The organism is Nostoc sp. UIC 10890 (assembly GCF_054786515.1).
Genome location: NZ_JBSGKF010000001.1, coordinates 1,888,302 through 1,909,830, shown reverse-complemented (window position 1 = coordinate 1,909,830; position 21,529 = coordinate 1,888,302). Strand labels below are relative to the sequence as shown.

At 42.4% G+C, this 21,529-nt stretch carries 19 protein-coding genes; 6 read left to right on the top strand and 13 right to left on the bottom strand.

All coding sequences use genetic code 11. From position 1 onward, the window contains the following. Window positions 1–78: 78 nt before the first annotated feature. The 3 genes from ACWATR_RS07560 to ACWATR_RS07550 all read right to left on the bottom strand — a co-directional run bounded on the left by ACWATR_RS07560 (window position 79) and on the right by ACWATR_RS07550 (window position 3,463). Entirely contained in the window at window positions 79–2,082 is a 2,004-nt protein-coding gene (locus ACWATR_RS07560) for an alkaline phosphatase (protein ID WP_460331031.1), read from the bottom strand. A gap of 39 nt (window positions 2,083–2,121) precedes the next feature. Next, the gene (locus ACWATR_RS07555) at window positions 2,122–2,361 is read right to left on the bottom strand and encodes a hypothetical protein (protein WP_460331029.1); all 240 of its coding nucleotides are present in this window, start codon (window positions 2,359–2,361) and stop codon (window positions 2,122–2,124) included. Between the two features lie 127 nt (window positions 2,362–2,488). Continuing rightward, entirely contained in the window at window positions 2,489–3,463 is a 975-nt protein-coding gene (locus tag ACWATR_RS07550; protein ID WP_460331027.1) for a cation diffusion facilitator family transporter, read from the bottom strand. A 598-nt stretch (window positions 3,464–4,061) separates the two neighbouring features. Here ACWATR_RS07550 and ACWATR_RS07545 point away from each other — a divergent pair. Together ACWATR_RS07545 and ACWATR_RS07540 are read left to right on the top strand one after the other, a co-directional pair. After that, complete coding sequence (locus ACWATR_RS07545; RefSeq protein ID WP_460331025.1) at window positions 4,062–4,208, top strand: hypothetical protein; 147 nt, start codon at window positions 4,062–4,064, stop codon at window positions 4,206–4,208. 101 nt (window positions 4,209–4,309) lie between these two features. After that, entirely contained in the window at window positions 4,310–4,858 is a 549-nt protein-coding gene (locus ACWATR_RS07540; RefSeq protein ID WP_460331022.1) for a PEP-CTERM sorting domain-containing protein, read from the top strand. A gap of 408 nt (window positions 4,859–5,266) precedes the next feature. On the opposite strand, the gene ACWATR_RS07535 is transcribed toward ACWATR_RS07540, so the two are convergent. Then, window positions 5,267–7,429 carry a PhoX family protein gene (locus ACWATR_RS07535; RefSeq protein ID WP_460331020.1) on the bottom strand — a complete coding sequence of 721 codons (2,163 nt, stop codon included), beginning with the start codon at window positions 7,427–7,429 and terminating at the stop codon, window positions 5,267–5,269. An 865-nt stretch (window positions 7,430–8,294) separates the two neighbouring features. Between ACWATR_RS07535 and ACWATR_RS07530 the strand changes: the two genes are divergently transcribed. Further along, the gene (locus ACWATR_RS07530) at window positions 8,295–9,248 is read left to right on the top strand and encodes a glycosyltransferase family 2 protein (RefSeq protein WP_460331017.1); all 954 of its coding nucleotides are present in this window, start codon (window positions 8,295–8,297) and stop codon (window positions 9,246–9,248) included. Between the two features lie 52 nt (window positions 9,249–9,300). Here ACWATR_RS07530 and recG read toward each other — a convergent pair whose 3' ends face one another. The 6 genes from recG to ACWATR_RS07500 form a co-directional block, all read right to left on the bottom strand. Next, a complete protein-coding gene (recG, locus tag ACWATR_RS07525) occupies window positions 9,301–11,796 on the bottom strand; it encodes an ATP-dependent DNA helicase RecG (protein ID WP_460340268.1) in 2,496 nt (831 codons plus the stop codon). A gap of 115 nt (window positions 11,797–11,911) precedes the next feature. After that, on the bottom strand, window positions 11,912–12,709 hold the full coding sequence (locus ACWATR_RS07520) for a hypothetical protein (RefSeq protein ID WP_460331014.1): 798 nt from the start codon (window positions 12,707–12,709) through the stop codon (window positions 11,912–11,914). A 212-nt stretch (window positions 12,710–12,921) separates the two neighbouring features. After that, the gene (gene tsf, locus ACWATR_RS07515) at window positions 12,922–13,866 is read right to left on the bottom strand and encodes a translation elongation factor Ts (protein ID WP_181930944.1); all 945 of its coding nucleotides are present in this window, start codon (window positions 13,864–13,866) and stop codon (window positions 12,922–12,924) included. Window positions 13,867–14,097: 231 nt separating this feature from the next. Continuing rightward, window positions 14,098–14,892 carry a 30S ribosomal protein S2 gene (rpsB, locus tag ACWATR_RS07510; RefSeq protein WP_460340265.1) on the bottom strand — a complete coding sequence of 265 codons (795 nt, stop codon included), beginning with the start codon at window positions 14,890–14,892 and terminating at the stop codon, window positions 14,098–14,100. A gap of 213 nt (window positions 14,893–15,105) precedes the next feature. Next, a complete protein-coding gene (locus ACWATR_RS07505) occupies window positions 15,106–15,273 on the bottom strand; it encodes a hypothetical protein (RefSeq protein ID WP_460331012.1) in 168 nt (55 codons plus the stop codon). Window positions 15,274–15,737: 464 nt separating this feature from the next. Then, window positions 15,738–16,652 (bottom strand): helix-turn-helix domain-containing protein, encoded by a 915-nt coding sequence (locus ACWATR_RS07500; protein ID WP_460331010.1) that lies wholly within the window; start codon window positions 16,650–16,652, stop codon window positions 15,738–15,740. A gap of 151 nt (window positions 16,653–16,803) precedes the next feature. Here ACWATR_RS07500 and ACWATR_RS07495 point away from each other — a divergent pair, with 151 nt between their 5' ends. Then, a complete protein-coding gene (locus ACWATR_RS07495; protein WP_460331008.1) occupies window positions 16,804–17,310 on the top strand; it encodes an MAPEG family protein in 507 nt (168 codons plus the stop codon). A gap of 30 nt (window positions 17,311–17,340) precedes the next feature. Continuing rightward, window positions 17,341–18,051, top strand: a complete 711-nt coding sequence (locus ACWATR_RS07490) for a DUF4336 domain-containing protein (RefSeq protein ID WP_460331005.1) — start codon at window positions 17,341–17,343, stop codon at window positions 18,049–18,051. Window positions 18,052–18,137: 86 nt separating this feature from the next. Here ACWATR_RS07490 and ACWATR_RS07485 read toward each other — a convergent pair whose 3' ends face one another. Together ACWATR_RS07485 and ACWATR_RS07480 are read right to left on the bottom strand one after the other, a co-directional pair. Next, window positions 18,138–18,878 (bottom strand): Uma2 family endonuclease, encoded by a 741-nt coding sequence (locus ACWATR_RS07485; RefSeq protein WP_460331003.1) that lies wholly within the window; start codon window positions 18,876–18,878, stop codon window positions 18,138–18,140. Window positions 18,879–18,928: 50 nt separating this feature from the next. Then, window positions 18,929–19,726, bottom strand: coding sequence for an HAD family hydrolase (locus ACWATR_RS07480; protein ID WP_460331001.1), 798 nt, complete (start codon window positions 19,724–19,726; stop codon window positions 18,929–18,931). A 105-nt stretch (window positions 19,727–19,831) separates the two neighbouring features. Between ACWATR_RS07480 and ACWATR_RS07475 the strand changes: the two genes are divergently transcribed. Beyond that, the gene (locus tag ACWATR_RS07475) at window positions 19,832–20,650 is read left to right on the top strand and encodes a hypothetical protein (RefSeq protein ID WP_069072890.1); all 819 of its coding nucleotides are present in this window, start codon (window positions 19,832–19,834) and stop codon (window positions 20,648–20,650) included. A 68-nt stretch (window positions 20,651–20,718) separates the two neighbouring features. Here the strand turns inward: ACWATR_RS07475 and ACWATR_RS07470 are convergent, their stop codons facing one another. Then, complete coding sequence (locus tag ACWATR_RS07470) at window positions 20,719–21,423, bottom strand: DevA family ABC transporter ATP-binding protein (RefSeq protein ID WP_460340262.1); 705 nt, start codon at window positions 21,421–21,423, stop codon at window positions 20,719–20,721. Between the last annotated feature and the right edge of the window lie 106 nt (window positions 21,424–21,529).

The window sequence follows — 21,529 nt, the reverse complement described above, 5'->3', positions numbered from 1 at the left end:
AAAAATACTGCAATAGTTTTGTGAAACAGAGATGTGTGTTACTACATCTCTGCAATACAAAGCTTTTCAGTTAGTTGTTTAGTGAAACGGTGTATTTAATTCACTGGCGATCGCAGTTTTCATAGCCTGGAAGATATGACTTTGGTCAACTACACCCCGAACACCAGGTACAGTGTAAGTACCAGAGCTGTCTGTAATCTGGAAGCCTTGTCCTAGCGATCGCGTCAGAGTTGATGCGTAAGCGCCCTGATAGTAAACAGGTACAACCCGACGGCTATGGCTACCCCAGAGGTATTTGTAATTTGGATCAGACCCCCAGAAGTGACCAGCATCAGTAGGATTGTGCTTCACGAATGTGATGTCTTTGGCGTTATACTTCAAGCCTCTAGCCTGATTTGGGTCAGGATTAGGAGTCAATTTAGAGGCAAAGTCATTATTCAAAGTTAGATAGTGGTCATGGTCAGCAGTAACCAGTAGTAGATTCTTACTCCAACCACCATGATTTTCTACCCAAGTAATGACTTGCTGAACTGCCTTATCAAAATCATTCATGGTACCAATTAGGTTATCCATGTTGTTGTCATGAGCAGCCCAGTCTACATCACCTCCCTCAACCATCAACCAGAAGCCGTCTTTGTCTTTACCTAAAACGGTTAAAGCTGCTTTGGTCAGATCAGCCAAAGTTGGATTTTCGTTAATTTCTTTAGCGACAAAGCTAGCATCGGTTTCACCAGGAGCTAGAGGACGAACTGTATCGGGCGTAGGAGCATTAGGAGCGATGGGATTACCCGCTGCATCGATGACAGGAACACAATCCCCAGCAGTACCAGTAATTATTTTACCGGATGGACAGGTATCGGGGGTTCCACCGCCTCTGACAACAGAGCTATAGAGAGTGAAGGTGCCCAGGCCTGTTAAGCTGTAATCTCCCTTAGAAGAACTAGCAGGAAGGTTGCCGTCTTGTCCACGAGCACCATACAGACCAAATAATTTCTCTCCCTTATTTGGATCGATTTTTGCAGCCGTGTTTAGCAGTGTCTCAGTTGCATTTGGGCCACGTTCCAAAAAGGTATAACCGTAACGATTTGACGTAGGGTTATTCTTCAAATGCTGATAAGTGTCTTCTGTTATGTACGTATATTTCAAGACGCCATCAGCTGTACTTGCAATATCTCTATTCTCAAGGTCTTTAGGATGACCGCCACCTAACAAAACATTAGGCTGAAAGTTCAGCAATGTCTGTTGCAAAATGCTGTCTTGGTTACTCTTGCTAGGGTCGTAAACACTATCGTATTTGCTACGACGATTTACGAAAGAAGCAGCAGCACCAGGCGTTGCGTGGCTAATAGGTACGGAAGTTACCAAGCCTGTAGACTTACTATTTTCTTTAGCAATTTCCAGGATGGTTTTTAATCTCTTTTCGTAAATGTCTACCCCCATCGCGTTGTTGAAGCTCTTTACTCCCGTATAAAGAGTTGTAGCGGTGTTAGCAGAGTCAGGATAACTGTACTTAATGTAATCTTTGTCATAAGTACCAGGATTAGCAGGGGTCAGAGGAACCCAAGGAAGAGGGCCACCTTTACTGATGTCATAACCCGCGAGATTACCGTTTTCTAAGCTATTACCATCAGATCTATTGCCAGGGTTAAAAGGAGTCGGCTGGAATGAGAAGTTGGGACGAACAGGACTTGCACCTGTGAGTGGATTAGAGTTATCTAGAGCAGAGTTACCTGTTAGATGAGGCTGATCTGTTGGATTGGCTGGTGTATTTCCCTGAATCGTTGTGCCGTAAGTTGTTACCAGCCCATATCCAGTTAGCTTTTGGAAGCTAAGACCTGAACCTTTACCACTAGTGTAAAAAGGCGCACCTTTGGCGACGGCTGCGGCTCGTGCCATTTCCCAACCCATGCCATCACCAATCATGATAATTACGTTAACTCCATTACCAGCAGCCAGGGTGGGCTGAAAAACAGAATTACCAAATACCAGCAGAACAGTACAAAGCAAGCCAGTCATAGTCAAGGCTAGCGTAGGCGTAGCCCGCCGCAGGCATCGCTTGTACTTTTGCAAAAATGAAATCATTGTAGTGTGCCTTAAAGTTAATTGAGCAAGTGTTAGCCGTTAATACTGATAAAAATTTGGTTCTAGATGACTAGCACCAAAGTCTGAGTATGTTGCAGTCACATCTACCTGATTAGGTGCTGCGGCATAACTTGGATGAGAGGCGGTTGCTGGTTGTTGATTTGATGTTCCTAAAAACAATAAAACTGCCAAAACCAGACCAGACAAGAACCAAGCCAAGGTGCGCTTGTACTGTTTAAGTAATGAAATGATTGGGGATTGATGAATGAAAGTCATCATCAGAAAACCTCCTAGTAAATTAAACTGGCGCTATGCTTTGACAATTAAAGTTAATGTCAATAAGCATGATTTTTAAAGGTTATTTTAAGTAAGTACGGTATGGAAATCTAGAAAAATTATCCTGGTTCTAATGTGTTTTGTTAACAGACAACATTAAAACTAAATCTTGATTAAATAAAGGATGAATTGGCAATATTGAAGGCTTTTTACAGCTAGTTAGCTGCAAAGTTATCTCAGTAATATGAAAAGTTTTTCGGATATGATTTTCCAACTTATTGAGTAAGCGATCGCGTTCTTGGATAGTTGTACATTCAACTGTCAAATTGGCACAAAGCATTACCTTATTTAAGCTAAGTGTCCAGATGTGGAGTTTTTCTACTTCCACAACCCCAGGAAAAGATTGGAGAGATATTTCCACCTCAACAGGGTCAATTGATTCTGGTGCATACTCCAAAAAAATTTTTAAACTTTCTTGTACTAAGGGGAAAGCACTTAAACCTGTAAAAGTTGCAACGACTAAACTAATAGCGACATCTGCCCACCACCAATCCCAAAGATGAACTGCTAAGGCAGCTATAATTACACCCACAGAGCTAGCAGTATCGGCAATTACATGAAGCAAAGCTCCGCGCAGATTTAAATCGTTGTGAGTGTGGGGATGAAGCAAAGTAATATTGAGCAAATTGACGATTAAACCTAATACGGCAATCCCTAACATTGGTAAGCCCAAAATGGTTGCTGGATGTTGCCAGCGTTGAATAGCTTCCTGTATGATAAAAGTCGCGATCGCTAGCAAACCTAATCCATTCAACAAAGCTGCTAAAACTTCAATCCGCTGATTTCCAAAGGTTGCTTTTTTCTTAGCTGGTTGCTGTGCCAAAAAACTAGCAAGTAGCGATATTACTAAAGCTGTAATATCCGATAGGATATGTCCTGCATCTGCTTGTAAGGATAAACTTTTACTCCATAAACCCACACTCCACTCAGCAATAAAAAAAACAGCAAGTAAACCTACTGTTATCCACAAAACTTTGGATTTTTGCTGATTATTAAATACTTTTCCTGAATCATCTTCACATCCACACAATTGAACTGAAAGCATTACTTAAAAACCTTTTTACAGTACAGAATTCGCTCAATTGGTATGACGATTAGATTCACAAATATGTGAACAACATAAAAATATGAACCTATAAAAAAGTTATCTTACTTAATTTAAGAAATGGTAATATTTGTGTTAAAACTGATAGATTAAAGCAGAATAATCCGTGCAGTACCCAGCAGAGGAAGAAGCAAATATCCTATTAGTAATGTGATAAGCTTATCAAGCCGAATAAAGGATGATAATCATTATCTTTTAACTTGTGCTGATGCAGATAATAAAAGCCTTTCTGAGGCGCAAATATGCGTTACGTAAATATATATTGATAATAAGAATCTTTTTCACTGATTTCCAACAATATTTGGATAAAGTTTTAAAGATTATGAGATGCTGATTTGCATATTTACTTACTACAAATAGAGTTTTGTGAATCATTTTAATCTGATTCTATGAGAATTTGACGGAAACAAAAGTGTTGGAATGACAAAAACTAAAGTCAGGAGCTTGAAACCTTTTTATGTTAATTCATCCCCCGGCTTGAAGTCGGGGGATTTCGAGTCATTGGTCATTAGTCATTAGCACCAATGACTAATGACTAATGACTAATGACTTTGGAGGCGGGCGGCTATCCTGGACACCCCATGAAGGGATGGGATTCCCGCCGATTTTCGATGAGTGGATAAGTGGAATTATCGCTTCACAGCAAATTTATATATCCCTGACAATCTTAAAGATTTTACGATAATAATCTTTTGTTTGATATTTCTTAACCTGTACGCAGTGGTTAAAAGCTTATGTAAGTGAAATTACAGGACTATTGATTTTTTAACTCTGGAGTATATTCTGATGAAATTAGCTAAAAATCTTGGTATTGCGACCGTTGCAGCTGCCATGTCTATTGCTGCTATGGGTGCTAAACCAGTGCAAGCTGCCTTGGTTAATTACGGTTTTACTGTAAATGCCACATCTGGCGATAATCCCGGTCAGTATTTCGGCTCTTTTCAATACGATGACTCGACTTTAACCAATACAGGTCTTGAGACATTGGGAGTTGAGAATGGATTAACAGTTGCATTCAACTACTTGGGTACTAACTATACAGAGGCAGATGATATTGATTTTGACAGTTTTCCTATAGCCAGCTTTAATAATGGCGAAGTTTTAGGATTAAGCTATTTTGTTGCAGACCAGTTTCTAATCGGAAGTGATCCCAATACTCCAGATGTAGGAGGAAACAACTTTTATCTGATTGATCAATCAGTAAATACAACACAAGTAGGTACTGTAAGCTACGCTAAAGTACCCGAACCGTTAGCTGCTGGTGGTACAGCTATTGCTGCTGTTATGGGATTCTGGATGCAACGTAAGAAGAGAGCAACAAAAGTTGTGGGTTAATAACTATAAGTGAATGGCATTAAGAAAAGATACAGCCCTTGCTCTGACTGGAACAAGCCTCTAGGCTGGGAACCCATTCTGGGAGGCTCTGCCTCTAGTAGCTTGACAAGAGGCAGAGCCTCTTTTAGATGCATTCCCAGCCTTGAGGCTGGGAACGAGACGACACAAGCTTTTGGGCTTTTCTTAGCGCCATTCAGCTATAAGTAATATTGACTGGAACAAGCCTCCAGGCTGGGAAATCATCATTGGAGGCCGAGCCTCCAATGGCTTGACCAGAGAAAGCAGCCCTCTTGGAATACATTCCCTGTAAGTAAATCACCTTAATCCTTGCCCATGTTTAGAGTCAAGAATTAAGGTGATTTAAAACTATTTAGAATACTTCGCTAAATGAATCTTTTCCTATCGTCTTTATAGACCACCAATAACACCACCGTCATTACGAGTAATTACTACAGTTGAAGAACGTGGGCGACCTGATGGGCCATAACCTTGACTGTTAGGCCAATTGCTCACTAGCGTGGGATTCGAGGTAGTCCCACCATCACCTGGATGCTGGATGTTGATAAACATCGCTTTGCCATCGGGTGTACTAGTAATACCAGTTACTTCACAATCCGTAGGGCTTGTTAGAAAGCGTCTAACTTGTTTGGTATTAGGGTCAGCACATGACATAGTGTTGCTACCAATATTTGTCAAGTCACCGCGACCATCGCCTGCGTGGTCAGTCTGAACCCAGAGGCGGCCAAAGTCGTCAAACCATAGACCATCTGGTGAACTTAAGTCGTCACCTTTAATATTGCCCTGAAGATTTGGTTCAGGTCTGGTTTTGTCGCCAGCTTCAAAGAAGATATCCCATTTGAAAGTTGTAGCCGTAACGCTGCGTCCATCTTCACGCCAACGGATGATGTGACCGTAACGGTTGTCAGGACGTGGGTTGGAAGCATTTACGGCAGGACGCGCGCCGCCTGCTGCTGTTGTGCCGTCTGGCTGGTTGGAGGAAACTGGAGTTGTTCCACGACGAGTATTATTAGTCAGCGTGCAGTAGACTTCAATCTCTTTATATCCACCAATCCGAGGACGTACAGCTACCCACTCTGGGCGATCCATCATGGTTGCGCCGACTCGATCGCCAGCTTGTCTTGTCTTAACGAGTACTTCAGCTTGGCTTCTGAAACCGTTCTCTGGTGTCAAACCATTCTGACCGTAGACCAAAGGAATCCACTTACCAGTACCGTTGTCATTGAATTTAGCAACGTATAGAACACCGTTGTCAAGCAAATCGCGGTTAGCAGCAGGATTTCCGGGATTTAAAGGTTGGGCACAAACGAACTTGTAGATATATTCGTTGCGCTCGTCATCACCCTGATAGAAAGCAACACGGTTATTGTCATCAACAACAACCTGAGCGCTCTCGTGCTTGAACCGACCAAGGGCAGTTCGCTTAACTGGTTTGCTTTGCGGATTGTAGGGATCAATCTCAACCACCCAGCCGAATAAATGGGGTTCGAGTGGGTTGGTGCTGGCATCAAAGCGTGGATCAACTTCCGGCCAGCGATAGCTAGATGATGTTGAAACGCCGTAGCGATTCTGTCCTGCCAGGATATCAGACTTTTCGATGCCTGGAATTGCAACTACATCTCCTGTGGGATTAGCAAAGTAGCCGTTCCAGTTCTCCTCACAGGTCAAGTAAGTGCCCCAAGGAGTGTAGCCGTTGGCGCAGTTGTTGAGTGTGCCATAAGCGGTGTAGCCGTCGTTGAGTGTGCCGGTATCAACAGAGCCAGTTGGCGTAATGTTAAACTTTTTCGACTTTAACAATGCATCGCCAGCCGCAGGCCCCGATACTCGCATCTCGGTGTTGCCGGTAATGCGGCGACCATAAGACGAATTGCGATTGAAACTCCACTCATTGCCGTTTTTGGAAATTTCTACAACAGATACGCCATGAGCAGCCTGAGACTTCCGTACCTTGGCAATTGTGACTACATCCAAACCATCGGGATGCAAAATTGATTCTTGGGTGTACTCATGGTTGACGCACAGCAGACCAGTATTGATGGGTTGGTTGAAAAAGCCTCTTAATGATCTTGCTTGTGAACTTACTGTCCGACCAACAACATTTCCTGGCTGTAAAGGGAAATAGTGCATCCCATCATTGTGCATACCAAACTGCTTTTCTTGAGCAGCAGCATCTTGGGAGGCATCTGGTAGCCAAGTTGGGCCACCAGGTGCGATCGGATCTCCCCAAGCAATCAGCACTTTAGCTGTGTAACCTTCAGGAACACTGACAAGATCCTTTTCCAGAAATCCTGTAGCTGGGTTGAGTAGATTTGGTGGAATGCTCTTGAAGCCTATGCCAGCAAATCCTGTTCCCTTGGGAATAGGGGCTGCATCAACACTTTGAAGAAAGCCACCGATGGAAACATCACCCAGAACAGTTAGCACTGATGTACCCACAGCCGTCATGATGAACCGCCGCCGACTCAAACTAACGCGGTCAATCACATCACGAATTGACTCGTTACCGGATGGGTTGAGGGTCAAATTGTTTTTAGGGTGAAAGCGTCCTTTCATTCTTTGTTCTCCGTTTTAAGGCTTACGAGATTGCTATTCAGTTCATCTCTCAATAAGATGAGTAATTTGGTAAAGAAAAACTCTACATACTTACATCAATTACTTAGATATTTATTGAGATTTGACACATTTTTAACAGCCAATAAATAGCAGTGAATAACAAATCAAGACTGGCTGATGCTGCTTACGCAGACTAAAATAATCATGTTTTCTTTAACTTAAGTACTAAGTATTAACATCAGGTTATATATTGATTAATTTAAATTTATCAACAATTTTTTTTGATAAAAAACATATTGTTCACTAAAAAATAATGATTTCGTGATGAATAATCGTCACGCTACAAAAATAGAGTTATTAAAAACAGTGCAAGATGTCAGGTTAAACAAATTTGACGCGATAATTTTTGGTCAAGAACGTTTCAAACATCCTCCGACATAAGTAAATGGGCGTAAATAATTAAAGGTTTGTAGTGGGGACTTTAGTCCTCTTTTAAGGGCTAAAGCCCTTACTAAAAGCTAATTAAATTGAATTTTACATTACTTAATATAGTTTGATTTATTCTTACCCACTTACTTACCACACCCACTCTTTAACATGGTTGAAATTACAAAGTTTTTCCGCCCATAATGGACGGTATATGTACCAAAATCCAGTGACTAATCACCAATTAACTCTGAATTACTTGGTTTTTATGAATAAATATAATTAATTGATTGGTTAGCACAGTTCATAATAATTAAGCTGAGGTTATATGTTGATTAACTAGAAATTATCAACCTCTTGCTATTTCCTTAACTCAAATTAGGCAAGGAACAGTGTCAGCGCCCCATCTGTCCTATTCTGGAGATGGATAAATAGTGTTGTGGGTGAGACTGTGTTTTTCAGCGTTGTGATACCGACTTATAATCGCCAACCGATTTTAGAAAAGTGCCTCCGCGCCTTGGAGGTGCAGGATTTGAGTAAGCCAAGTTCGGTTCTTGATTACGAGATTGTCTTGGTGGATGATGGTTCTACTGATGGCACATTGGAGTGGTTGGCAGCACACAAAGAGGAGTTTCCTCATGTGCGCTGGTTTCAACAAGATCATGCTGGGCCAGCTGCGGCTCGGAATTTGGGAGTAGAACAGGCACTAGGAGACACAATTATCTTTATTGATAGTGATTTAGTGGTGCTGAAGAATTTCCTGCAAGCTCATGGTAACGCGCTAGTGGAGGGGAAAGAGAAATTAGGAAGCGATCGCTTTTTCACTTACGGTGCAGTTATTAATACCTGTAACTTCAACAATCCAACGGCTGAACCCTACAAAGTCACAGATTTTTCAGCAGCTTTTTTTGCTACGGGAAATGTAGCAATCTCTAAGTATTGGTTAGAGAAAGCCGGACTTTTTGATACCACGTTTCAACTCTATGGCTGGGAAGATTTAGAATTAGGTGTGCGGCTGAAAAAACTAGGTTTGACACTAATTAAATGTCCCGAAGCCGTAGGATATCACTGGCATCCAGCATTTAACTTAGAGCAAATTCCCCGATTGATTGACCAAGAAATTCAACGCGGACGCATGGGAGTTTTATTTTATAAAAAGCATCCTACATGGGAAGTAAGAATGATGATTCAAATGACTTGGCTGCATCGCTTACTTTGGGGAATTTTGTCACTTAATGGCGCACTGAATGAACGGACAATGGCGCCATTTTTGCAATGGCTAATTAATTTAGGTAAACCACAATTAGCTTTAGAAATTGCTCGAATTTTCCTCAACTGGTACAACGTGAAGGGTGTTTATGAGGCCTATGACCAAATGCAGCAAGCATCGTGATTAAAAAGTTACGTAGGCGTAGCCCGTCGTAGACATCGCAAGCTTAAATATACTATGTTAAAATCGCACCACCCATCAACCGCTCATACCGATACTTTAACTCTTCTTTCATCAAATACCAGCGCTCTAAAGTTGCATCCATCTCGATTATTTTTTCCGCTGCTTGCCGCGCTAAAAGTAAAACTTCCTCATCCTCAACCAAGCTTGCTAAGGTAAAATCTGGCACTCCAGATTGACGAGTTCCCAGTACTTGCCCTGGCCCACGAAAACGCATATCCATCTCAGAAATGAAAAAGCCATCCTGAGATTGTTCCAATACCTTCAATCGTTGTTGAGCATCAGGACTTCTGGAACTGCTCATTAACAGACAGTAAGATTGAGCCGCACCACGACCAACACGCCCCCGCAGTTGGTGCAGTTGTGATAAGCCAAATCGCTCTGCATTTTCAATGAGCATTACTGTAGCATTAGGTACGTCTACGCCAACCTCAACAACAGTAGTAGAAACTAATATCTGCGTTTGATTATCGCGGAATTTGGTTATCGCTTCATCCTTATCGGCTGAACTCATGCGACCGTGCAGCAGCCCCACTTGAAAATCGGGAAAAACGCTTTCTTGTAGCTTTTGATGCTCATCAGTTGCCGATCGCAAATCCAGTTTTTCTGATTCCTCCACCAACGGCAAAACCACATAAACTTGTCTGCCTTGAACAATTTCTCGGCGGATGAGATCATAAGCATGGTTGCGTTGCTGACCTGACAATACTGTTGTCTGAATCTTTTGCCGTCCCGGTGGTAACTCATCAATTTGGCTCACATCCAAATCCCCGTGTATCGTCAGTGCTAAGGTTCGGGGAATCGGGGTTGCTGTCATAGTTAACACATGGGGTTGTTCGCCTTTTTGCTGCAAACGTGCCCGTTGTTCTACCCCAAAGCGATGCTGCTCATCAATCACTACTAACCCCAATTGCTGGAAGTTTACAGGGTCTTGAATCAAGGCATGGGTTCCTACTAATAGAGGTAATTCACCAGTGCTTAACTGAGAATGTATTTGTCTTCGTTTAGCAGTTTTGGTGGAACCTGTAAGTAATTCCACTGGTAAATGCAGTAGATTAAACCAACCAACTAACTTGCGATAATGTTGTTCTGCCAAAACTTCTGTGGGAGCCATCAGCGCCGCTTGGTAGCCAGATTGAATTGCTGCGAGGATAGCTAAGACGGCGACGACTGTTTTACCAGAACCGACATCGCCTTGCACCAAACGATTCATTGGTACAGATTTTTGTAAATCATTGAGAATGTCGTTGAGAACTCGTTGCTGTGCGCCAGTGAGTTGAAAAGGCAGTATTTCGTGGAATTTCTCTACAAGTTGACCGCGTGGAACCAGGATGGCGCTAGTTTGAATCGCTCTTGCTTGCTGCTGACGTTGCAGTAACCCAAGTTGCAGGTAGAAAAATTCATCAAAAACCAGGCGACGACGGGCAACTTGTAAGGCGGCGCTATCGCTGGGAAAATGGATGTTAGCGATCGCATCTTTCAATTCCATCAAACCATACTTCTGCCGCAAACCACTTGGCAAAGGGTCTTTCAGGTTAGCCGCAGCAGGTAAAGCAGCAATTACCGCCTGCCTGACTGTATTCGCCACTACGCCCTCAGTCAGTCCATAAATTGGCACCACCCGCCCAATATTCAGCGACTCAATCGAATCTCCTGGATTTGCCAAAACCTCTAATTCTGGATTATCCAGTGTCAAGCCGTATTTACTTTCTTTCACCAACCCACAGGCTGCCAAAATACTACCTACTGGATAACGGCGTTTTAAACTTTCTTGCCAAGCGCGACTGCTAAAGCGCGTACCTGCGTAAAAACGACCAATTTTGATTTGACCACTGTTATCTTTGACTACGAGTTCTAAAATTGATAATTTCTGATTTTTAGGGCTAGTAAAGCAGTTGCAACGTTTAACTGTAGCGACTATTGTCACCGTCTCACCCGCCTGTAACTCGCGGATATTCACTTGACGCGCGTAATCAATGTGGTCACGAGGATAGTAGAAAAGCAAGTCACGGACGGTGTGTAAACCGAGCCGTGCCAAATTATCAGCTTTTTTGAAGCCTATTTCTGGTAAATCACTGAGTTTTTGCTCAATTTTCGGTGCAAGTCTCCGACTCACCTCAGTAAAAATTGGAGATTTTGGATTTTGAATTTTAGCTTGATAAGTTTTCCCTTGCTCCCCTGCTCCCCTGCTCCCCTGCTTCCCCTGCTCCCCCTGCTCCTCTTGCTGTAGTTGGGAAAGATACCTACGAGTCTCTGCTACTAAATGCTGCCTTTCTTCCAGTGCTAGATGTGGATAACTAGCAAATTGCACCGCTAGCCCTTGCCAACGGCGGCGTTCAGTTTGTGGTAAGCCTGTTGGGAATTTGCCCAAAGTCAGGCTTAGAAATTCACTGAAACGGTATTCTCTGCCCATCAAGTCTGTAAAGCCCCGTTCAGCCTCTATTGCCAAGGCTTTCTGCAATCGTATCCAATCTGGTTTTTCATTAGTCATTGGATTATTAGGGATGGGCATTGGGCATTGGGCATGGGGCATTGGGCATGGGGCATGGGGCATTAGTTATTCACAAATGACAAATGACTAATGACAAATGACAAATGACTAATGACTAATCCTCAAACCAACTAGCACGCCATGCAGCTTCCGCTTCAGCGATCGCCATTTCTCTATGTTTCTTTTGATACTCTCGTCCGAGCTTGTTTAGCTGAACTAAAATACTGCGGATTTGCCTGCGCTCAGAGGATAGTGTCACATCAGCAAATTCAATTTCCCCTAACCGCAGGTTAATAGCCATAATTTGTGTCAGACCAGAATCTTCTGACTGCTGCTCATTTTCAATTTCAATTACTAAGTTTAATAAGTTGGGTGGCCCTGGCATTACCTCCGCTGATGCTTCTGATGCAGCGGCTGCTGCTGCTAAAATCGGTTCTGGTAATTTTTTGGGTAATACTCCGGCTCTTTGTAATAAAAGATTAGCATCATGGGAAATTTTTTTCAGTATTTCTTGCGTAACCTCTTCTAAGTTCTGTTGCCATTTTGCCAGTTCTATAGGATTCGAGGTATCTGGAGACAAGGGGGACAAGGAGGAATTTAGTTCCTCATCTCCCTCATCTCCCAATGCTTCTTCATTTTTAATATAAGTGAGCAATTGTTCAGCTGCCAGTTGACCCAAGCTGCGGACGGCTTGTTGCAATTGTTGCCGCTGATTCAATGACAAATGCAAAAAGTTTTCGGGATACCCTTGGGTACAGAGGTGGTAACTCGCGAGAATCAACTGTTTTCGTAGAGCTAGTCCCAAGGTGGCTAGATAACTAGCATAGGCGGTTTGTAGTTCTACTGCGATCGCCCGAATCGCTTCTTTCAGTGCTGCAATATCCCGTTCAATTCGCTCGATTGCTCTTGCCATATCTTTTCGTTCTTGCCCATCTGAACCATTACATAGTACAAATGTACAAATTTATTTTAGGATAACTTTCCAGAGAATTTTAGATTTTAAATTAAATGCGATATTTCGCGTCTTTACTAAATAAAATACAGGTCAGCCTATTTGCTTGACCTGTATTTTAAAGAGTCATTAGTCATTAGTCCTTGGTAAAGACTAATGACTAATGACTAATATTACTTGCTGCCAATTTGTGCAGCGACTTCATCAGCAAAGCTCATTTCTTGCTTTTCAATGCCTTCGCCCAGTATATAGCGGACAAAGCGGGTCACTTGAATTTCTTCGCCTACCTGCGCCTTCACTTGCTTTACCAAGTCTTCCACAGAAATACTCTGGTCGCGAATGTAAGGTTGATCGAGCAAAGCCAATTCTTTCAGGCGTTTTTCAATCCGTCCCTGAACAATCTTTTCTTTGATATTATCTGGCTTGTTCGCCAAATCATCCTTGCCCATTTCAATGTCTTTTTCTTTTTGAGCAATTTCGGTAGGGATTTGGTCTACGCTAACATACTCGACATTTGGGCAAGCCGCAACTTGCATTGCAGCGTTTCGTGCCAAGGCTTGGAACTCTGAATTAGAGGCCACGGACTCCGTTTGGGAACCGAGTTCTACCAACACACCAACTCGACCGCCAGTGTGAATGTAGCTGTCTACTACACCTTGCGTGCCCTCTGCTAAGGGAAAGTTGACAAAGCGACGCACTTGGATATTTTCACCAAGGGTGGCAATGGTTTGCTTGATAAATTCTTCTACAGTCACGCTTTCATTTTCAATATAATGTTGAGCCAACAAAGACTCGACACTATCAGCGGTCGCTGCTTGCTTTGCTAGGTTCTTAACTAAAGCTTTAAAAGCCTCATTACGAGCAACAAAGTCAGTTTGGCAGTTCACTTCTATTAATACACCCACTCGACCTCCGGGCTGAATGTAAGTGTCTATTAGACCTTCTGCCGCAATGCGATCGCTTTTCTTCCCCGCCGAAGCGATGCCCTTTTTCCGTAACCAGTCTATGGCTTCTTCTATGTTGCCATCAGTCTCTTTCAGCGCCTTTTTGCAGTCCATCATGCCAGCACCAGTTTTTTGGCGTAGCTCTTGGACGAGTTTTGCAGATATTTCCGCCATGTTGCCTCAATTCCTAACTTGACCTCGAGTTGTAATCACTCACCTAATTTAGTACTGAGTACTGAGTTTTGTTAGCGTAAGCGGGGCGTTTAGCCCGTGCTGAGTTTTGAGTGTTCAGTTATCAATTTTATTCTTCATTGACAAATCACAACTTCAAAAATCAAGACTCAGCACTATCTAATTTGCTGAGTCTTTCTATCTTACTCAGCACTCAGCACTCTTCACTCAGGACTATTCCTCTGTTTCCTCGTCGGGAATTACAGCGTCAGTATATTCGCCTTCTTCGTAGTCATCGTCATACTCACCACCGTCGTAATCTTCGTAATCCTCTTCAGCATCCAGCTGACCGTGACGACCTTCATAAATGGCATCTGCCAATTTTCCAACTATCAGCTTGATTGACCTGATAGCATCGTCGTTTGCCGGGATGGGGATATCTACTACATCTGGGTCACAGTTTGTATCCAACATGGACACAATGGGAATATTCAGCTTTTGGCATTCTTGAACTGCGTTATATTCCCGCCGTTGGTCTACAATCACCACGATATCGGGTACTTTCCGCATTGTTTTAATGCCGCCCAAGTATTTCTGAAGCTTCGTCATTTCCCGACGTAGCATTGATGCTTCTTTTTTGGGTAATAAATCTAGTGCGCCAGTTTCCTCACGGCGTTCTAAATCTTTCAGACGATCTACGCGTGTTTTGATGGTTGCCCAGTTGGTCAACATTCCACCCAACCAGCGTTGGTTAATGTAGTGGGAACCACAACGGCTGGCTTCTTGGGCAATAATTCCAGCTGCTTGGCGTTTAGTGCCAACGAAAAGAAACTTCTTCCCTTGTTCTGCGTGCGATCGCATGTAGTTGTAAGCATTATCCATCAACTGGGCAGTTTGCACCAAGTCGATAATATGCACGCCATTGCGGGAAGTATAAATGTAAGGAGACATTTTTGGGTTCCAACGCCGGGTCTGATGCCCAAAGTGAACCCCTGACTCCATCATTTGAGCCAATGAAACTACTGGCATATATTTTTCAACTCCGATTCGGGTTAAACCTCCATCCAAGTGCATTTCCCAACTGGGAAACACCCGAATTCTCAGATGTGCGAGATTAGTTAACCATACTAGGTTAGCATATTCCGAAGAGTTGTAGTTGCTTGACCGAGTGAGGGCAAAAAAATAGCGCTACCCACTCAACAATTGGGAAGCGCTATGTTGCATTAAACCCAAAATACCTATCTACTGGCGATCTTCTTGATCTTTGGGTTTGGGTTTGTGCCGCCGTTGTTCTACCTGCTCGTCGATAGTTTCTCTCATTTTGCGATCAGCAGCGTCCATCGCAGAATACTTAAAGCGGTTGACTATACCACTGAACAAGTTGCCAAAAAATCTTTCAATTTCTTGCATAATTTGATACCTCAGTATTTGAAGGTAAATTCTTGACTCTACATCGGTCTTGGACTTTCTAGTGGAAGTTAGAAATAAAATACCAACCTGTCTTTCAAGTATCTATTAGTCTCTTAGCGTCTTTGGGTGCTTAAAAGGTTGGCGGTTTATTTATTCTTTGATTCAGTTTTGCTTACAAATGACTGTATAAAACAGTCTGATCAATTAAATCAGTATTGTTGAGACTTACTAGATTGAAACGCCCTAGAGATTCATCTATTGTATTCTCTCTCAGGTAATAAATATAGCAAAGATGCAGGTAACAAATTGTTTACTTGGCATTGGGTTGAGATATAACCAAAAACCTGCAAGATGATCTGGAAAGGCTTGATTTTCTGTTGTGAAAAATTCAGATATAGCAAGTTTTCAAACCCAGAGAGGATAAAGTTTTTCAGACCGTCTTGCAGAAAACTACACATAAAGTTTTATGTATGGTCTAAAATACTACTCATTTCTTGCTGATAACGCTTGGGAGTTGTGTGTAGCATTCGTTGAAACACAGATGTCATGTGACTTTGGTTGCCAAATCCCGCTTCTGCGGCTACCTGTGCTAGCGATCGCTTTTGGTTTTGTAAGAGTTTTTGGGCCAGTTCCAGCCGACACCGGAGGACATATTGATAAGGCGATAGTCCAGTTGTGACTTTAAATGCTCGTGCGAAATGGTAGGGACTGAATGCTACCGTAGCAGCAATCTGGTTCAGGTTAAGTTCCTCGGATAGATGCGCTCTGATGTATTCCAAGGCAGACTTTAACAAATTTGGGTCTAAAAACTCTGGTGGACGTTTGAGCCGTCCAGATAGATTTGAACGTCGGTGAATAATCTGTGCTAACACCGCCGTTGCAACTGATTCTAAGTAAAATGCACCACCAATTTGTCCATTATCAAAAAATTCTTGCATAGCGATCGCAGCACTCAAGCCCCAATGAGTTTTGGGAATTTGCCCTGGCTGTAATTCAATTTTCTGTCCCTCTGCTTCCACTTTGACTATCCGCTCTAGAAAAGATTGGGAATATCCAAACACCACAAAACAAGAAGCATCTTCCACCGAACTATAAGTACTGCCTTGAGGCACAATATCAAAACCTCCTGGTAGCGCTTGGTAAGGTTGCAGTCGATCAGCATTGAAGGCAGCAATCCCACGAGTTTCCCCAAAACTTGTTACCACCAGGTTAAGTGGTGAGCGAATATTGACTTCTAAATGTCCTGGCGAAATGATTGCTACCATCAACTCTGGTGTTTCTAGCCAGTGTCCCCACTGCGGTAGAGCTTCTAGTGGGGGCTGATCAAGAGGAATTTTACATTCTGGGGGATTGAATAAAAACTCTTTTAACAGATTCATGGGCAGAGGCAATTAAGTATTAACAGCAATTTAAATACTTCAACCCGATTGTCTCAAAAAGTAGATTTCGATATTCCGCAAGAATTGAAAAGACAGTAACAATTGCAGGCAAGTATTTTCAAAGTTAGGATTTTGATTCGAGTGATTGTCAATGCCTGTTCTGATTCCTATTTCAACCTTCTTTATCGGCTGTCATGGGCTACTTGCTCTGGGCTTGTCTTATCGAGTAGCAATAGAACGTACCCGTACTCGGATTTGGCATGGTGCATCTCTATCTGAGGTCGCCTCACAGCCCAATTACTTAGATCATCCGAATGCTTGGGCAGAGTTTGTGGAAAAAATAACACAACAATCTATTGTCACGAAAAACATGGAAGATGGGGTGTTACAGCGTACTATCCGAGCGCATGGGAACTTTACAGAATACGTACCCCTTAGCCTCATGTTCCTAATTGCCCTAGAGTGGATGCAAGCTCTTAACGGACTGTTGTGGATGCTAGGTACTCTACTGACAGTAGCTCGGATTGCCCATGCCTGGGGATTAATACAAACTTATGGGCCATCACCGGGCAGGGCGATCGGTTTTTTCGGAACTTGGCTAGTCTATATCGTCGGCAGTCTGGCTTGTCTTTACTACAGCGTGCAGCAATTTTTATAGTCCAGCAACGGTTCTAACTCAAAAATTATAATGCTCAAAGCAATTGATACTGACCTTTGGGTTGCTGAACAACCCCTAAAATATTTTGGCTTGGAAGTAGGGACGAGGATGACTGTGATTCGTCTAACCAGTGGCAAATTAATGGTGATCTCACCTATTGGCATAGATGACGCAACTATCAATGAGCTAAATCAATTGGGAGAAGTTATTTACATTGTCGCCCCCAACTTGTATCATCATCTATTTGTTGCTGACTTCAAGCTATGCTATCCTCGTGCCAAACTATGGGCAGTATCTGGTCTAGAGCGTAAACGACCAGATTTGCAAATCGACCAGATTATTAGCGATCGCACTATTCACCTGATTGATGGGGTTGAATATTTATTAGTACAAGGATTCAACACACTGGATACTAGTGGATTTTCACCACTCAATGAATGCGTCTTTTTTCATGTCAAAAGCCGAACTTTGATTGTCACTGATACAGTGTTCCATTTTGATGATCAATGTTCGCCAAGCACAAAGTTAGTAGCCAAACTTCTAGGTGGTTACAACCAACTTCGTCCATCGTTATTGGAGAAATTTGCAACTCAGGATAAAGTCAAAGTCAAATCGTCAATTCAACAGCTTCTCACTTGGGATTTTGAACGAGTCATCATGGCGCATGGCAGCATAATTGAACAAGATGGTAAATCTCAGTTGAAAGCAGGTTATGAGTGGTTTTTAGAAACTCCTTTGTAGTGATCCTTTACTCACAGAAAATATATAATTCTGTTTTTGAACTTTACACCAAAATAAAATTAGTCTTTTCAAAAAAGCCGCACCCGTTACTGAATAGTATCGGGGTCTACATTGAGCGATCGCAACCTTGCCTTTAACTGTTCTATCTGCAACTCTGCCTGTTCAGCTCGTTGGCGTTCTTGTTCAGCTCGTTGGCGTTCTTGTTCTACTAGTTCTTCTACTTGCTGTCTTGCTAAAATTTCTTGCCTTAAAGCCTCTACCAGTTCATCGGGTATCAGTAATTTTTCCCCTGTATCCTCTCGGTAAAACCCAATTAGCCTTCCCTCAACCACCAAGCGTAGTTGTAACGGTTCACTGCGTCCATCCTCTATAGGTTCGTAGATTTCTCCCCGCAGGCGATAGCCACGTAACTGTTGTTCCACCCACTCGCCTTTAGGGTCAAATAGCCAGTATTCCTTGACACCTAGCTGCTCATAGAGGGTCTTTTTGAAGATTTCGTCTTGTCCCTTAGTCCCAAAGGATGTCATCTCAAAAATAACTGTGGGTACTTGACCCTCTTCCCAGATTTTATAGTTGTCCCGACCGCCGGGTGTAACATCAAAAATCACCATCACATCTGGGGCTACCCGCAACTTGGGAAAGCCTTGTGCATAGTAAAGAAATTGATTTCCTAATACTGTTGCCTGACGATTTGCCAAATACTGTTTCAGGACTTCTAAGGTAGTTAGCAAGGCATAAAGGTGGTCGTAGGTTTCTGCCACTGGTTGACCATCAGCACTGGGATAGAAGATTTCTGATTCGACACTAACAGGTAAAGTAGCCGTCATGGTGGTAAAATCAGCGCTACAAAATTATTGTAAAACAACTCTAGTTCTTCCTAACTTGGGATGTACAAGCTTTTTAAAATATAACTAGATAACTCACAAAATCCTTCGCCTTCAGCAGCGTTAGTAATATAAGCAGGCTGATATTTCAACTGATTCATATATTCCAGCACGTTTGCCACGCCTACAGAAACAGGAAAATAACGCTGATCAAATAAACTTTCATCATTGGGACTATCACCCACAGTGACAATTTCTTCTGATGAGTACTGGGGCAAATATTCGCGCAATACTTGTAACAATCCCACAGCTTTATCTTGTCTTTGGGGTTTAATGTGACACTGCACGTTGCTATAGGTAAATCCCCAACCCATTTCTTGACAAAGACTATCTAGGGTTTGTAGTTCATCTTGAAGCAAACCAGCTACATCAAAAGTCCAGTCGGTGATGCGAAAGCGATTATCAGCAGATTCTTGGATTTGGGGAAATTTAGTTTGTAAATTCTCAAAAGTTGTAGCTAACTGCTGGCGATGTTTAGCTAAATCGGGAATGGGTGTTAAAACTACTGGTTTATGGTTTCCAGGTGGAAAGTACAAACCGCCATTTTCTGCGATCGCACCTGCTACTGGCATCAAACTACTCAATCCACTCACCCAGCCAGCAGAACGTCCTGTGACAATCAGCACCTTAATGTCAACTGCTGCTAAATCCTCTAAAGCTTGTAACAGTGCAGGAGTAAATTTTCCTCGTCTGGTTAGAGTGCCATCCATATCTGTGGCTATCAGACGAATATGAAGAAAGCTTGTAGATGAAACTTCAGACAGGGCAGGGACGCTCTGGTGTCTGGACATAGGCAGTTTGTAAAAAGCTGTTAAAAATATTAATGATACAGCAAGATGACCTTGAAGATTTGGGCATCCTAAACATCAGGAGTCAAGTTTTTCAGTTTTCCAACCATGCCCACTTCGATGTTTCTTGCCCAAACCCCAGGAAAGCCTAAAAAAGCATCCCAGGAAGTGCCAGCAAGTAATCCTCAAATGCCACCATTATTGTTGGTAACTTCTGGAGGACTGGCTTTAGCGGTGATTGCTTTGATTGTGTATAGTAAACTCCAGATGGATAAGCTGGAGAAAAAAATTAAGTTTGAACAATTCCGGGCGCGAGAATTAGAGAAAAAGTTTAAGCTGGCGCTGGAAACAATTCGCAAAATGGAAACTAATCCCGATTTGGTCAATTCACGGGACTTTAACCTGGATTATCTGCGAATGCGGATGTCAGAGGAGGTGTTTCATTTTGCAATTCTTAATCAAATAAAGATTCAGATCAAAGAAAAAATTTCTCAAGCCCTGCGTCCAAATCAAGCCCAACAAGGATCGGTTGGAATTGCTAATAGCGCTGGACGGCAAGTAGATGAAACTTTTGATGTAGAGTATGAAACTGGTAGTCCAGGGAACTCTGCCAAGCGAGTGCTGTTTCGGATTCAAATCCGGTTAATGAAGTTACCGACACAAGCAACTTCTGCGACTATTAGTCAAATTATTGATTGTATAGAAACTTACCTAAGCCCCATAGAAGATGAAGATAGTTGGCAACCAATAATTCAAGGTCGGATTGCTACTATGCATTGGGATCAAAAAGCCAAACCTACGCCTCTATTGGTGCTGGAGCAATCGAATGAAGGCGTGAATGTAACTTTCCGTACTAGTCGCCAACCAAATACCCCAACTCCGCCAAAGTCACCTGGAATGAAAAAATCAGGTTCGGCTAGATTATAAATTATGGCTGTCATTGGTCATTTGTCGTTTGTCATTGGTCATTCACAAAGGACAAATGACTAAAATCATTACTGAATAACTGTATTTGGGGAATTACGGGTTAAAAGACCATCTTCCATTTCTACGATGCGATCGGCTATGTCTAAAATGCGGTTGTCATGTGTCACCAATAAGATAGTAGTTCCCTGATTTTTAGCTAGACTCTGCATTATTTCCACAACATCGCGTCCTGATTGTTTATCTAATGCGGCTGTTGGTTCGTCTGCTAGCACTAGTGGGGGACGATTTACTAGAGCGCGAGCGATCGCAATTCTTTGTTTTTGTCCACCAGAAAGATTGTCTGGGTAGTAATCAACTCGTTCTTCTAGACCAACAGAACCCAGCATGGCTTTTGATTTAGCCATTGCTTCTGTTTGAGAAATATTATCATTCAACTCTACTGCCATTTGCACATTTTGCTTCGCAGTTAAGAAACCTAGCAAATTGTGGGCTTGGAAAATATAACCAATGTTGCGTCGCATCTGCACCAATTTGTTTTGACTGACGCCAACGAGTTCTTCACCTAAAAATTTTAAGCTTCCCTCTTGTACAGACCGTAAACCACCAATTAAGCTGAGTAATGTGGTTTTACCTGAACCTGATGGCCCGGTCATAATCACAATCTCACCTGGATAAATTTCTAGGTTAATGTCAAATAATATCTGTTTTCTCAGTGCGCCTTTTCCATAGTAGTGGTTTAGATTTTTAATGGCGATTACAGGTTCTTTTTCCATCATATTTTTGTTAGTTTTAAGTTAGATTTTTCAAGACTTAACTGTAGTTAATGCCAAAAATTAAATTTGAGAAATTGCAAATCATAAGATATGGTTATCAACAATA